Origin of the sequence: Romboutsia weinsteinii (genome assembly GCF_002250835.2) — a bacterium.
Classification (GTDB): domain Bacteria; phylum Bacillota; class Clostridia; order Peptostreptococcales; family Peptostreptococcaceae; genus Romboutsia_A; species Romboutsia_A weinsteinii.
This window is the reverse complement of the sequence record NZ_NOJY02000052.1, coordinates 1-15,508: the sequence shown is the minus strand read 5'-3', so window position 1 is coordinate 15,508 and position 15,508 is coordinate 1. Positions and strand designations below refer to the sequence as shown.

Here is a 15,508-nt window from a genome sequence, read left to right as displayed (position 1 = left end):
TCATATAATAGGGCAGAAACCAAATAGCACAGGTAGCGGTGTGTATATGTGTGGAATGATAGAAGGGTTACAAAAGATAGGGCATGAGCAAGCTGTAATAGCAGGTATAGATATAAATGATGATAGGGATTGTTTTCCTGAAGAGATATCTTTTTTTCCTGTAATATATAATAATGAGGAATTACCATTTCCAGTAGTTGGCATGAGTGATGCTATGCCATATGAGAGCACAAGATATAGGGATCTTGATACTTATATGGTGGAAATCATGAAGAGTGAATTTAAAAAGAAGATAGATGAAGCGATTAATGTATTTAAGCCACATATAATTATATGCAACCATTTATATTTAATTACTTCTTATGTTAGGGAGATTGTAAAAGATATAAGGGTTATTGGATTATGTCATGGAACTTGTTTGAGGCAACTAAAAAGTATAAATTTTGAAAAAGAGTATATTTTATCTAATATAAAAGAACTAGATTTGATACTAGCATTACATAATGAACAAAAAGAAGATATTATAAATTTATTTGATATAAATCATAATAAGGTTGTAGTAATTGGTAGCGGATATAATGATAAGATGTTTTATAATGAAAATTATAAAACCAATGATAGAAATATAAATATAACTTTCGCAGGGAAAATTTGTAAAAGCAAAGGTTTAAAATCCTTAATAAAATCTATAGACAAGCTAGAGTATACTAAAGATAGTATAAAGTTAAATATAGCAGGTACAGGTAGTGATGAGAGTCAATATAAAGAAATTTTTAATGTATCCGAAGATTGTAGGTATGAAGTAGATTTTTTAGGTAGACTAAGTCATAAGGAATTGGCAAATCTATTTAATAAGTCTAATATATTTGTACTACCATCATTTTATGAGGGATTGCCAGTAGTTGTTTTAGAGGCACTTGCTTGTGGAACTGATGTTATAGTAAGTGATATTAATGGTGTAAAAGAATGGATGGGAGAAAGTATAAATAATTCAGGGAAGATTAGTTATATTAGACTTCCAAAAATGAAAACTACAGGAGTTCCATTAAAAAGTGAATTACCATATTTTGAAGAGATGTTATACAGAGAACTAGATAATAGAATAAGAAATATATTAGATAATGATGAATGTAAATCTAAGTTGAATATGAGTGATAAAACATGGAATGGTTTGGCAAATAGGGTAAATAATATTTTAGATAAGATGGTTTAACAGATTAAGTTGACCTTACTAAGTTAATTAGTAAGGTCATTTTTTGTATATATAAATCTATTTAACTAGAATAGAAGGATATATTTATAGAAGGAAGAATCTTAGTATTGTATAGACTATGTAAATAGAGGAGGATAATATGATAAATAATTTTCAAAATCTAATAGAAGTAGCTCAAAACCAAAATAAGATGAAGCTGGCAGTTGCTGCTGCTCAAGAGCATGAAGTTTTAACATCTGTTTGCAACGCTTATAATTTAGGTATAGTAGATCCCATATTAACAGGTAATAGAGTACAAATTAATAAGATAGCAGATGAATACAAACTGGATATATCTAATTTTAGAATTATTGATACAGATACATTGGAGAAAGCAGCTTATGAAGCAGTGAAACTAGTAAGCATAGGAGAAGCTGACTTTGTAATGAAGGGAATATTAGACACTTCGACATTACTGAAGGCAGTTCTAAATAAAGAGTGCGGCCTTAGAAGTGGAAACCTACTTAGTCATGTCATGGTTTACAAGGTAGAGAATTATAATAAATTTTTAGTGTTAACTGATGGTGGAATGAACATAGAGCCAACATTATATGAAAAAGTAGATATTTTAAAAAACTCTATAGAAGTAGTAAGAAAACTAGGATATAAAACTATTAAAGTTGCATGTTTAGCAGCTAAAGAAAAGGTTAGTTCTAAAATGAAGTCTACAGTAGATGCTGCTAGTATTAAGCAATTGTCTATAGAAGGTGAGTTTGGCGAAGATGTAATTGTAGAAGGTCCAATTGCGCTAGATCTTGCAATTTCAAAGGAAGCAGCAGAAATCAAAAACTTTGAAAGCGAGGTTTCTGGTGATGCTGATATTATATTAGTACCTGCAATAGAAGTAGGCAATGGTATAGGGAAGGCTATGACTTTATTTGCAAATGCACAGCAAGGAGGATTGATTATGGGGGCAAAAGCACCTGTAGTAATGGTATCAAGATCGGATACTCATGAGGCAAAGTTGAATTCAATAGCATTAGGAAGTGTTGTTGCAAATAAAAACAATCGATAGAAATTACTTACATAATAAAAAGAAACTATATTTATACTAGAGTACTTAATATAAGAATGAAATATAAATATAATAAGCGTATAGACCTGAGACATAATCTTAAATCTATACGCTTGTTATTTTTAAGTAGTAAAATAGTATCTAATATCTACATAATTATATTCTATAATTACAAGAGTTTATAAAATGATCTAATTTAAACTTAGGATAAATAGGCTTAGACTTCCAAACTAATGATTTAAGCATGTGTTCAGAATGTTCTTGAGTACCTTCTTCGAAGTATTTATTAATTCCTAATTCAAGTATATCTTCTTTTGCACCAAAATTCATATAATCCAAATAAGCGTCTTTTATATTAGGATTTTGCAGAGTTAAGCTATAAAACCTACCTTCAACAATTTTTAAATCCTCAAATAAATCTTTAGTTTGTGTATCGATTTCTTGATTTATAAAATTACAATCTCGTGCGCTATTGGTTAAATCAGACATCACCTTATACTGTATATTTTTTATTTTTCTATTTAACATCATTGATAAGAAGAATAGATTTCCTAGCTCTTTTTCAGCTTCGAATTCACCTTTTAAGGTTAACCTAACCGATGGTAAGTCGTTAGGTGTAAAAACTGTAAGCTGTGTTCCACCATTAAATACTAATTTTAATGGATACATAAGTTCATCAGAGTTAATTATTTTTTTTAGGATAGAATCCTCTACAACATAAAATTCACCACCTTGATAAATAGCAAAGCTTTTTCCATAATTATAATACAAAGTCTTAGTAGGAACCTCATCACCAAAGTTGAATTCCTTTAAATTTTTATTGCTCTTAGTGATTAATGCATTATCTAGTTTTGGATAGTAAAAACAATCAAATATCATATTAGCTCACCCCATAAAGTATATTAATATAAATTTATCTTCTATAATAATTATAGTTATAAAAAAAAAATTTTATGGACAAATATTAAATTTAATAGTCAAATAATTATTTAACTTAGATTAAATATATCCATAAACATTTTATAAGATTATAAAATTAGTACTTTTAGAGTTAAAATTGGAAATAAGATCAACCAAGTTTATCATTTTATCTTACATAGAAGTATCATCACTCATATCATAGAAAGGCTCTATATGGATTATAACCTGAGCACTATTACTAATATAATTTTGAATTTTTAGTTCTATATTATGAGCTAATGCATGGGATTCCTCTACACTTACATTAGGTTCAACCATTACATGCATGTCTATATAGATTGCGTTGTCACACCCTCTACTTCTTATATTGTGGACATCTTTCACCAAATTAAAATCAAAAATTAGTGATTTAATTTTATCTTCATCAACAGTAGCCGTATCTACTAAAACGCATATAGTTGATGACAGTATTTCATAAGCGGCGTGAATTACAAATGCAGCTACTACCAAAGAAGCAATTGGATCTATTATAGCAGGCAGACCTAATTTTATACCTATTAGAGTAGCTAAGACACCGATTGATACGGCAATATCACTTCTAGTATGCAAGGAATCAGATATAAGTATATAGCTATTAAGTTTTTTACCTATTTTATACTCATAGGAAGAAACAAATATATTAATAAATATTGTAATAATTAATGCAATTAGACTTTCTGTAGTTATTGATGGAACAAGAGGATTTGAAAATTTAACGAATGAATTGATTATTATATTGATGCTTATAAAAGATAGCATACCTCCAATAAACAGGCCAGTAAGTATTTCAAACTTATTATGACCATACGGGTGCTCTTTATCTATTGGTTTTGAAGCAAAAGCTATACCTATTAATCCTACGATATTTGATGAACCATCAGATATGGCGTGGAAACCATCTGCTGTCATACTAGAGCTGTTAATAGAAAGACCTATTAGAATTTTTAGAAGAGCTACAGCAAAATTAGCAAATAAAATAATCCATAAAACTTGCTTAACTTTTTTATAATTATCAAATGTCATTTAGATTCCCCCTAGAATTAGGCTATTTATAAAAATTGGATATTCACTATATATTAAAATTTACTTATTATATATGATTAGATTTATAAAAATTTTAGATTATCATTATTAAGATTATATTAATAAGCAATTAGATTTGTGACTATAGGTTAATATATTTATAAATGAAAGAGAGTAGTAAACACAATTAAGAATCGTACAAATAGAATATATTAAAGCTTAATACAAAAATCTCTATTACAAAAATTATATTTAGTAACAGAGATTTATTATTTTGATCAATATTAATAAATTACCATACCACCGTTTGGACTAATAACTTGACCAGTGATAAAATCAGCGCCTGAAGAAGCTAGATAAAAGGCGCAATGAGCTATATCATCAGGTGTACCGAGTCTCATTAGAGGTGTTTCCTCTTTAAGTATGTCTAAAATATCATCACTAACACCGTTAATCATATCAGTTTGGATTACACCAGGGGCAATACAGTTGACTTGTATATTAGATGGACCAACTTCTTTTGCAAGAGACTTTGTAAGTCCAATTACAGCCGCCTTAGAAGTAGAGTAATGAACTTCGCAAGAACCTCCAACTAATCCCCATATAGAAGATATATTTATTATTTTACCACTCTTTTGAGAAATCATATATTGAAGGGATTTTTGAGTACAATAAAAAACTCCATTTATATTAGTATCCATCATTTCATTCCAATCGTCATCTGTTATATCAGTAAATAACTTATCCTTACTAATACCAGCATTGTTTATTAATACATCTATACTTTGGAATTCGCCTATACAAAAATTTATCATAGAATTGACTTCATACCTTTTAGATACATCAGCTTTAAATAATCTTACAGAGTATCCCTTTTCACTTAATTCATTGTATAGGTCCTTAGCTTCTTTTTCAGACTTATTATAATTTATTATAGTATTATATCCGTTCTGTGCAAATAGTGTGGCTATAGATTTTCCAATGCCTCTAGATGCACCTGTAACTAAAACAGTTTTATTGTTCATGAGTTTGTCTCCTTAAAATTAATTAATAAAATGATTATATACTATATAGAAAATTAAATGAAGCACTGAGTTTATATTGAACTATAATAATAATATATTGATGATACAGAGCACTTTGATAATAAATTACTATAAACGTGCACAAAATAGGATATAACAATTAAGAGAGGTGATATGTTGGTAAAAAATATAATATCAAAAACCATTCTATTTATAGCCATAGTGGCAAGTATAAGTGTATTTAAGGCTTTATTTGGAAATGAAAATATTCTAGTAGGTGTTACAGGTATAACTGCAGCGTTAGTTTTATTGTCTGAGGACTATACATTAAACCCAATCAAAAATACTATTAAGTTTGTATTACTTGAAATTATATTAGGCGTAGCATCATTTATAGCCTCATTAAATCCTATATCAGGATTGATTATTACATTTTGTATAATCTTTTATTTATTATACTCACTAACATATGATACAAAGCAACCAATACATGTAGCTTTTGTGTTAGGATATTTATTTATGTTATATAGTCCAGTCTCTATAGAAAGATTAGGCTTAAGGATATCAGGATTAATATTTTCTGGGATAATGATAATGGTTGTACAAATGTTAACAAACAAAAATAGATACACAAAAGAAACTAAGGTTAAAATAATAAATAGTATAAAGGATATAAAGTATGAAATTGATCTTATATTAAATAAAGAAGAGTATTCTAAGATAGAAGAAAATAATAAAGAAATACATAATAATATAAAAGTAATCTCAGAGTATATTTATCAATATAGAGAAAAATCATGTGATATATCAGATGAAGGTAAAATTAAACTAAGTATAATATTATTTTTAGAGAGCATAAATACAACATTAAAAAAGATAAATAATGATCCGATATGTTCTAATAATTATGATTATAATAATATATTAATTAATCTAAAGGAAAAGCTAGATTATATATCTAGGTTTATAAACAAAGAAATAGACTCAAAAGAGTTAAGGATATCATTAGATGAATTTATAGATAGTGATGAAAATATATACTATGAATATTTTTTATATTATGAGATCAAAGAAAATGTTAGTATTTTAAGAGATATATTTATAGGTTTAGAAGAGAATGATCTAACGTATTATGATGAGAAATTTAGTATACCAGAACAAATTATGAGAAAATCTATATTAATGAATAATTTTAACAAAGACTCACTAAAATTTTCTTATGCATTTAGAGCGGCATTTACTATTAGCTTAGGCGTATTTATAGTAAGTTATTTTAATATATCAAGTGGCAAATGGTTAATATTCACGCTTTATTCTGTGATACTGCCTTATCTAGAGTCTTCTAGAATTAAGTCAGTAGACAGATTAATTGGAACTATAATTGGTCTTATAATATTTGAAATAGTGTTTTCTATAGTTAAGGAAGATTCTCTAAGAGGTATAGTAATATTAGCTGTGGGATACTTAAGTAATTATCCTCAAACATATAGAACTAAAATGATATTTACAACAATATCTGCACTTGGAGCAGCATCTATTGGAAGTAATATAGATGAGTTAATAGCAAGACGGTTAGGTTTTGTATTACTAGGTGTAATCATAGCATCTATTGTAAATAGAATAATACTTCCATACAGAATGAAAGATGTAACTAATCAAACTATATGTAAATCAGTAGCTAGGAATAAAGAGCTATTAGAAGAGATATATAGATATAGTGTTAATAATCTTAATGAGTATAAGGTAAGAAGCCTAATAGTTTTAAATAAGATGGAGAACGAAAAAGTAAATATAAATAATAATACAATACAGTCAAAGAAAATAGAGTCTTTCTTAGATAATCAGCGAATTATGCTAAATAATGTATATTTTTTGTTTAATAATATTAGGAAAAAAAACTTAGTTAGTATAGATATTCAATACACTTTCAATAAAATCAATATGTTTATAAATGGAGAAATAAGCGAACTAGAAATTGATAATGAATTTAAGCGTTTAAAATACAGTAATGATAGACTAGTATTTATTGATATATACGAAATTTGTGATAATTTAAAAATAGCTACAGAGCAATCAAGAGCAATACTAGATAAAAACTAAAGGCATAAAAGTATTATAGAGTATAAAAAATAGAAAGCTACTATATTCAATAGATGCAAATGATTGATATAGTAAAATAGATGTATCAAAGTATTTTGTACCTTGATACATCTATTTTTAAATTGCTCTCAAGATAGCTAATAATATTAACATTACGCCAGATAGCCAAGATAGGTTTATGTTAACCTTTTCGATAAATTTACTGCCCAGAAAACAACCAATTACTAAAGCTAGCATACCTACTATTAAAGACAGAAGTATAACCTCTAAATATCGAACGCTACCTAAGCTACTACCAAAACCAACTGCTAGACTATCTAAAGAAAGTGCAACAGCTAAATAGAAGGCTTCTTTACCAGTAAGAATTTTGGATTTATCATAATCGGCTTTGGTTTCATTGGCATATATTTCAAGTACGAACTTAAAGTCAAATATCTTAAATGTCAGTGGCACTCCTATATCTGAAAATTTTTGGATATAGGTTTTAAAAAAGCATTCAAACAATCGATATACCCCTAAAATAAATAAAAGACAGAAACTTAATGTAGTCGCTACGCCTGGTTGTAAAAAATCTTTAAATATGGATCCAAAAAATAAAGATATAGCTAAGAATAAAGAACATACACCATTTATTATCATGGCAGAAGAAAAAGGAATTTTAATTTTATTTGTTCCATAAGCGATGCTAGCTACAAAGGTATCTATACATAATGAAAAAACAAGAAGTAATGATTCTAACAAAGAGACACCCCCCAATTGTCCTAACTAATATTAATATATTAAAAAAATGAAATTTAGCTACTTATTATTGTTATAAAAAATCAAAATAGAAATTATACAACATAATATAGAATATAAATACTTTTACATATATAAAGATAGATAATATGTTATTATCAAATAATAAAACTATATAACGGATATTTAGGTGAAAATTATTCTAAATTCTAAAGGAGATAATATGAAAATATTAATAGATGCAGATGGATGCCCTGTGGTTGATATTGCAATAAAAGTAGCTAAAAAATTTAATTTGGAAGTAATAATCATGTGTGACACATCTCACATATTTAATAAACAGGGTGTAGAAACTATAATTTTATCAAAAGGAGCTGATTCTGTAGACTTTGCAATTGTAAATAAAGTAAATAAAGAAGATGTTGTAATAACTCAGGATTATGGATTAGCTGCTATGGTATTATCTAAGGGTGGGAATGTTATAAATCAAAATGGACTAATTTATAATGATAATAATATAGATCAGATGCTATTATCTAGACATATATCTAAGGAGATTAGAAGGTCTGGAGGTAGGATGAAGGGACCAAGAAAAAGACAAAAAGAAGATGATATTAAGTTTGAGAGTAGTTTTATAAAACTTTGTGAAAGCATATTAAATAATTAATAAAAGTTTTATGGGAGAATTAATACAAATAGTTTATAATAGGATAGAGATAGATATAAAGATAGTGAGGTAAAGGTATGAATAAGAAAATAGTGGCAGTTTGTGAAGATGATAATTGTAGAAAAGCTTTAGAGAAGGCTTGTAATAACTTAGGATATGAATTAAAATCAGAAATACAATGTCAAGATGGAATTAAAGATGAAGTAAGTATATCTGATATACAAAAAGCATCAATAGTTCTATTTGCGATAGATGACAAAGTAGAAAATATTGAAAATATAGAAAGATTTATTGACTGTGAGTACTATGAAGTAGAACCGAAGTTTTTAATAAATGATGCTGAATCAGTAATGAAAGAAATAATGATGGACTTAAATTAATTTTAAATATTTATAAATATTTTGTATTATGGACAAAATGTATATTAGATAAATATAGGAGGATAATGCCATGATACAAACATCATTTGAAAATAGAAAGTTAAAGATTGAATATATCGAAGAAGTTGAAGAGGGAATAAAAAGTAGTAAGTACAAGTTTAGAGTTGATATAAAGGACTTTGATACACCTTGCTTAGGTATTGAGTATGATGAAGATGAGGATGTAATAGAAAGAATTTGGATTGAAGAAGATGGATTTGATAATGACGCAAAGGGTCATGTTGTGTATAAGATATTCAGTCTAATAGAGTACGAAGTAATTGAAATAATGAAATTTATGATAAAACATATATAATATAAACTATTAAAACACATTATACTTTTTAGCTAATGTGTTTTTTAGTGAAAATTTCTGAAATAGGGAGAATTATATGAATATAAATAAAAACGCAGTTTCTCCTATTATAATATTAATGATATCAATATTACTATTAGTTACAGGTGTTTTGATAATATATGATATCAATATTTTTGCAGAACCAACAATATATATAGTGTCAATAACTTTAGCTATTATGGGATTCTTGCAGATATTAGCATATATTTTTAAAAGAGAAAAAAGATTTATAACTACATTTTTATCAGGAATTGGAGATATATTATTAGCTATATTTATTAAGCATAGAACTATGTTTATTGCATTATCGATAGTAAAAATTATAGGTATATATGCATTTATAAATTTTATGGCTAGAATTACTGCAGCAATAATATTATATAAAAATAAAACCAGAGGATGGATAAGAGGATTTATAGTAAGTGGAATATCTCTTATATTTAGTAGTGCATTGATATTTCACACCAAAGAATATATGCACATAGTTCCTATAGTAGCAGGGGCTTATCTGATATTGTACTCATGTACTATATTTGGAGATTTTATAAGGGAAATATTTTACGCTGATTTAGTTAAAGATAATTTAAAAAGAAGGATGAGAATAACTATCCCGATTGTATATGCAGCATTTATACCACAAAAGCTGTTGGAAGACATAAATGAAGTTATAGCAACTAAACCAACAGAGTTATTATATGAAGATATAAAGGTTGATACAGATGCACATCTAGAAATATTTATACATTTATCTAAGGAATGTGCAAATGGGTTTGGTCATGTAGACATATGCTTTGAGGATAAGATATATACATATGGGACATATGATGAAAGTTCAAATAGACTTTTTAAGTTGGTAAGTGATGGTGTATTAATAGAAGTAGATAGAGATAAATACATTGAATTTTCAACTAGAGACAAGCAGCGATCACTAGTTGGATTTGAGCTTAAATTAAGTAAAGTACAGCGTGAAGCAATCAGGTGTAAAATAAGTAGTATAAAAGACGATTGTGTAGTATGGAAGTGTAAAGCGCAAGAAAATCCTGACGTTGAATATACAGAATATAGCAATATGCTGTATAGGGTAACTAATGCAAAGTTTTATAAGTTTAAGTCAGGTTACTTTAAAACTTATTTTACATTAACTGCAAATTGTGTAAGATTGGCTGAAACGATAGTTGGATCAGCAGGGTTAGATATTATTGCAATTAATGGGATAATTACTCCTGGAACTTATTATAATTATTTAAATAATTTATTTATGAGAAAGAATACTAGAGTTGTAAAAAGGAATTTGTATACAAAAATAATAAAATGATAAATTAGTATAAAAAAGATGCATCAAAATATTATTGTTCTGATGCATCTTTTTTATGTTAAATTATACTAATCTTCTTGGTATTTGATATTTGATTTTTTCCTCTATTTCATCCAACATCTTTTGGTTTTTAGGATCAATAAACAAGCAAGTATAACCTTCTTCACCAGCTCTACCAGTTCTTCCGATACGGTGGATATAGTCTTCTGAACTTTCAGGAATATCGTAGTTATAGATATGAGAAACACCACTAATATCTAAGCCTCTAGAAGCTACATCAGTAGCAATTAGGTACTGAATATCAGCATTTCTAAATGATTTCATTATTCTTTCACGTTTAGATTGTTGTATATCGCTATGAATCTTTTGACAATTGTAACCACGTCTATGAAGATCCTCTTCAAGTTTATCAACTCTAGCTTTAGTTCTACAGAATATTATTGCCATAAATGGATTATCCTCATCTAAAACACTACATAATGCATCTTGCTTATGTCTATCAGTAGTCTCAACAACTTCTTGTTTAATGCCTTCCAAAGTTACTTCCTTTTTCTTTATAGAGACAACAACTGGATCATTCATATACCTATAGGCTAATTTCTTTACTTGAGAATCCATAGTTGCCGAAAAACAAAGCGTCTGGCGCTTTTTCGGAGTTGCTTTTAGGATTGCCTCCACTTCATTTTTAAATCCCATAAATAGCATTTGATCTGCTTCATCTAAGACAAAAGTTTTTAGTTTACTAAGATCTATAGTTTGTCTATCTAAATGATCTAAAAGTCTACCAGGTGTAGCAATAATTAATTGTATGCTACCTTTTAGTTTATTAATTTGAGAACCAATATCTTTTCCACCATAAGCAGCTAATATATTTATATCTTTAGCTTCTTTGAGTTTCATGGCTTCTTCTGTTATTTGTATTGCTAACTCTCTTGTAGGAGATACAATCAATGCTTGTATTTCATTCAATTCAGGTTGTATATTTTCGAATATAGGTAGTAAGAATGCTAGAGTTTTTCCAGTACCTGTTTGAGCTTCTGCTATAACATCCTTACCATCTTTAATAAAACCAATGCTTTCTTCTTGTATAGGAGTAGGATTATTTATTCCTAGCTTATTTAATGTTTTTACTATATCTTTACTAATTCCAAGATTATCAAATGTCATAATAATTTACCTCTCATTTCTAATTGATTTATAAAAGTAACTTACAATATTAAAGTTAACTTAGGCAAAATGATTGTAAGTAATATTAAACTTTTATTTAATCAATTAATAATATCATAATGTATAGTTTAATACTAATAATATTATCATTATTATTTTAAATTATAAAAGATATACTTAGATTAAAATTAAAAAACTAGTTGTATATATTGCAATATAATCCTAATATTTAAATATAAGAATTATATTTTACAGGGGGAAATAAAAATGGGCATATATCTAGATAATGCGGCTACATCTTATCCAAAACCAAATGATGTAGCTGAAGCTGTATATGAATTTATGATAAATAATGGTACTACATCTGGTAGGGGATCTTATAAAAAGGCTATGGAATCAGACCGACTAGTATATGAAGCAAGGAAGCTAATAGCAGATTTATGCAACTTTGATGATCCGAAGCGAGTAATATTTACATCAAATATAACTGAATCTTTGAATTTAGCTATGTATGGAATTTTAGAAGAAGGAGATCATGTCATAACTAGTAGCTTGGAACATAATGCAGTATGGAGATGCTTAAAGACGCTGGAAAGAGACAAAAACATATCTATAACTCAAATACCTGCAAGTAAGGAAGGATATACAGATGTTAGTGATATTAGAAAAAGTATTAGAGCAAATACTAAACTAATAATATTTACACATGCATCAAATGTACTAGGTACGATTCAGCCAATTAGAGAAATAGGAGAGATAGCAAAGGAGCATAATATACCATTTTTAGTGGATGCAGCCCAAACATTTGGTGCTTATCCTATAGATATAAAAAAGTATAATATCGACATACTAGCCTTTACAGGACATAAAAGTTTACTTGGGCCTATGGGTACTGGTGGATTGGTGTTAAATTATAATGGCAATATAAATCCTCTGAAATCAGGTGGAACAGGTGGAGATTCTGCCTATGAATACCAACCTGACTATTATCCAAATAAATTAGAAACTGGAACATTAAATGTTAGTGGAATAGTTGGACTTAGAGCAGCGTTGAAGTATATTAAGCAAGAAGGTGTCGAAAATATACATAGTAAAGAAAATGAATTAGTAAAATATGCATTAAAAGAACTTACTACGATACCAAACATAGAGGTTTATGGACCTAAGGATAGTGATAAAATTATTGGAGTAGTATCTTTTAATATTAAAGATAAAAGAGCAGAATATATATCATTCGAGCTTGATAGTAAATTTAATATTATGGTAAGATCAGGACTTCATTGTGCACCAAATGCACATGATTTAATTGGAACTAAAGAAATAGGAGCAGTTAGAATAGGAATAGGGTATTTTAATTCTACTGATGAAATACAAACATTCATAGATGCCTTGAAAATAATTGCTCAAAAATAATAAGATTTTCTTAGAATTTATAAAACGCCCTTACATATTGCTGTGTAGGGGCTAATGATGTTGAAATATATCTGAATTTTACTTATTTATTTATTACAAATTTACAAGGAATTTACTAATGAAATAAAGAAGTTAGTGTTGATATTTATTTATTTGTAGATAAATAGAGGAGGTATAGTATGGGTATATTTAATTTAAAAACAGATGAGGCATGGAAAATAAATTACATAAAAGAATTTAATGAGATGAGGTCTAGCTATGAAAATAAGCTTCAAAAAAAGCAGACAGAGATTGAAAAACTAAAGTTAGAAATAGAAAAATTGATAAATAGTAAGAATACTCTTAAACCTAAAGAAAAACAAATTACAGATAAAGATATTAGTAGCATAAAGAAACTAAGAAATGATGGACTTAGTTATAGAGAAATATCTAATAAAACAAATTGGAGCAAGGCTACTGTTAGCAGAGTGCTAAATGGTTTATATGATTAAGTAAAAGGGGCTGTCTCAAAGGTACTATTTTATAGGATATTAATATTATTATCCTATAAAGTACTAAACTTTGAGACAACCTCTTTATTTCTTTTTATTGTAATATTTAAAAACATATATTAACTGTATAGCACAAAGAAGTAATACTAACCCAAATAAAACCTTTGGAGAGATACTATATGTACTAGCAGGATCTTTTTCACTATAATAATTAGACATATATAAATTAAAATAACTAATGCTAAATAATGTGCCTACTGTCAAGATAAATAATATAAGTTTTTCTATTAATTTAGGTCTCATCATTACTCCTTTCAAATAAACATTCTTAAATATAATTAAATGCATATTATAAATTCTCCTCTATTTATATTTTGTAAATTTATATAATTAATTCAGCTAAAAATTACATTTAGTTTTTTTATAGTACTTATCAATAGGTAGAGCTAAAGTTAAAATTTAACAAATAAAAAAAGCCTTAAAATAAGGCCTTTATATATATATGTAATAGATTAAATTATTATAATAAATTTGTGATAGTTCCTCCTACTAATGAAGGGAAAATAGATGCATATAAACTTGATTGTAGATTTGTAGTGCTAAGATTTCCTGTAGTCAATGTGTATAAAAATACGAATAACATATATACTGCAATATATCCAGAAACTTTAAATTTTTTCTTCATATATAGAAATCCTCCTTATACGTTATTAGGAATTATTTTACATTATCCTTTTATATATTATAAATCAAAAAATAAAAATGTGCAAATGATTTCCTGGAGATTGGAACGGAATAATCTGAAAATAATAAAAATTGTTTATATAAAAAAAATTATAGTATTGACTATTATAGTTTTTGGACTACAATTAAATCAATATAAATTTTTAGGAGGGAAAAACATGAAAGTAGTTAGAAAAGACATAGCGAAACTATATAGCTTTTACTGTATATTCTGGGGCTTTTACTTTAGCGCTAGCTATTTTTATTGCCATAATAAATATAAATTCTTTTCTAATGAGTATATTAATAAACCTCTAGTAATTTAGTACAATTATTTTTTTATTGTATATGTAGAGAGCTCATCAGAGCTCTCTTTTTAATTATAAGGAAGTTGTACAAAAAAGGAGTGAGATAATGGGAAGTAATAATCAATACTTGAAGGTAGGATATCAAGGTGATATAGGTTCTTTTAGCGAAGAGGCCATGTATGAATATTTCACGAGAATAAAAGAAAATAAAAAATATAACAATTTTGAAGATCTATTCATAGCCCTAAATGAGAATGAGATAGAATATGCAGTATTACCAATAGAAAATTCATCTACAGGCTCAATAAGGCAAGTGTATGATTTGTTAAATCAATATGATTTTTATATTGTGGGAGAAGAGTGTATAAAGATAGAACAGCACTTAATAGGTATAAAAGGAGCTTGTATAGATGAAATCAAGGAAATATACTCCCACCCTCAAGGATTTGAGCAAAGTAGCCAATTTCTAAAGAAGTACAATGAAATAAGGCTAATACCTTATTTAAATACGGCTATATCTGCTAAGTATATATC

16 protein-coding genes are annotated in these 15,508 nt (G+C 27.4%); 10 read left to right on the top strand and 6 right to left on the bottom strand.

The window, feature by feature from the left end; all coding sequences use genetic code 11:
* Positions 1-1,213 (top strand): glycosyltransferase family 4 protein (locus CHL78_RS16875; protein ID WP_243446470.1); only part of this gene is annotated, 1,213 nt, incomplete at its 5' end.
* Positions 1,214-1,352: 139 nt separating this feature from the next.
* Entirely contained in the window at positions 1,353-2,267 is a 915-nt protein-coding gene (locus CHL78_RS16870; RefSeq protein ID WP_094367357.1) for a bifunctional enoyl-CoA hydratase/phosphate acetyltransferase, read from the top strand.
* 156 nt (positions 2,268-2,423) lie between these two features.
* Here CHL78_RS16870 and CHL78_RS16865 read toward each other — a convergent pair whose 3' ends face one another.
* The 3 genes from CHL78_RS16865 to ymfI form a co-directional block, all read right to left on the bottom strand.
* Entirely contained in the window at positions 2,424-3,146 is a 723-nt protein-coding gene (locus CHL78_RS16865) for a hypothetical protein (protein ID WP_094367356.1), read from the bottom strand.
* 213 nt (positions 3,147-3,359) lie between these two features.
* The gene (locus tag CHL78_RS16860; protein ID WP_094367355.1) at positions 3,360-4,250 is read right to left on the bottom strand and encodes a cation diffusion facilitator family transporter; all 891 of its coding nucleotides are present in this window, start codon (positions 4,248-4,250) and stop codon (positions 3,360-3,362) included.
* A 284-nt stretch (positions 4,251-4,534) separates the two neighbouring features.
* Complete coding sequence (gene ymfI, locus CHL78_RS16855; protein WP_094367354.1) at positions 4,535-5,275, bottom strand: elongation factor P 5-aminopentanone reductase; 741 nt, start codon at positions 5,273-5,275, stop codon at positions 4,535-4,537.
* Positions 5,276-5,449: 174 nt separating this feature from the next.
* Between ymfI and CHL78_RS16850 the strand changes: the two genes are divergently transcribed.
* Entirely contained in the window at positions 5,450-7,375 is a 1,926-nt protein-coding gene (locus tag CHL78_RS16850; protein WP_094367353.1) for an FUSC family protein, read from the top strand.
* A 117-nt stretch (positions 7,376-7,492) separates the two neighbouring features.
* Here CHL78_RS16850 and ytaF read toward each other — a convergent pair whose 3' ends face one another.
* Positions 7,493-8,116, bottom strand: a complete 624-nt coding sequence (gene ytaF, locus CHL78_RS16845; RefSeq protein WP_094367352.1) for a sporulation membrane protein YtaF — start codon at positions 8,114-8,116, stop codon at positions 7,493-7,495.
* 220 nt (positions 8,117-8,336) lie between these two features.
* On the opposite strand from ytaF, the gene CHL78_RS16840 reads away from it, so the two are divergent.
* From CHL78_RS16840 to CHL78_RS16825, 4 genes are all read left to right on the top strand, one after another.
* Entirely contained in the window at positions 8,337-8,780 is a 444-nt protein-coding gene (locus CHL78_RS16840) for a YaiI/YqxD family protein (protein ID WP_094367351.1), read from the top strand.
* 77 nt (positions 8,781-8,857) lie between these two features.
* A complete protein-coding gene (locus tag CHL78_RS16835; RefSeq protein WP_094367350.1) occupies positions 8,858-9,160 on the top strand; it encodes a PTS sugar transporter subunit IIBC in 303 nt (100 codons plus the stop codon).
* Positions 9,161-9,230: 70 nt separating this feature from the next.
* Positions 9,231-9,515 (top strand): hypothetical protein, encoded by a 285-nt coding sequence (locus CHL78_RS16830; RefSeq protein ID WP_094367349.1) that lies wholly within the window; start codon positions 9,231-9,233, stop codon positions 9,513-9,515.
* 76 nt (positions 9,516-9,591) lie between these two features.
* The gene (locus tag CHL78_RS16825; protein WP_094367348.1) at positions 9,592-10,872 is read left to right on the top strand and encodes an HdeD family acid-resistance protein; all 1,281 of its coding nucleotides are present in this window, start codon (positions 9,592-9,594) and stop codon (positions 10,870-10,872) included.
* A gap of 63 nt (positions 10,873-10,935) precedes the next feature.
* Here the strand turns inward: CHL78_RS16825 and CHL78_RS16820 are convergent, their stop codons facing one another.
* The gene (locus CHL78_RS16820; RefSeq protein ID WP_094367347.1) at positions 10,936-12,039 is read right to left on the bottom strand and encodes a DEAD/DEAH box helicase; all 1,104 of its coding nucleotides are present in this window, start codon (positions 12,037-12,039) and stop codon (positions 10,936-10,938) included.
* A gap of 267 nt (positions 12,040-12,306) precedes the next feature.
* On the opposite strand from CHL78_RS16820, the gene CHL78_RS16815 reads away from it, so the two are divergent.
* The gene (locus CHL78_RS16815) at positions 12,307-13,452 is read left to right on the top strand and encodes an aminotransferase class V-fold PLP-dependent enzyme (protein ID WP_094367346.1); all 1,146 of its coding nucleotides are present in this window, start codon (positions 12,307-12,309) and stop codon (positions 13,450-13,452) included.
* Between the two features lie 179 nt (positions 13,453-13,631).
* Positions 13,632-13,943 carry a helix-turn-helix domain-containing protein gene (locus tag CHL78_RS16810; protein WP_094367345.1) on the top strand — a complete coding sequence of 104 codons (312 nt, stop codon included), beginning with the start codon at positions 13,632-13,634 and terminating at the stop codon, positions 13,941-13,943.
* Between the two features lie 520 nt (positions 13,944-14,463).
* On the opposite strand, the gene CHL78_RS20855 is transcribed toward CHL78_RS16810, so the two are convergent.
* Positions 14,464-14,628, bottom strand: a complete 165-nt coding sequence (locus CHL78_RS20855; RefSeq protein ID WP_158540722.1) for a hypothetical protein — start codon at positions 14,626-14,628, stop codon at positions 14,464-14,466.
* Positions 14,629-15,080: 452 nt separating this feature from the next.
* On the opposite strand from CHL78_RS20855, the gene CHL78_RS16800 reads away from it, so the two are divergent.
* Positions 15,081-15,508: prephenate dehydratase domain-containing protein (locus CHL78_RS16800; protein ID WP_274541864.1), on the top strand; the 428-nt coding region annotated here is incomplete at its 3' end.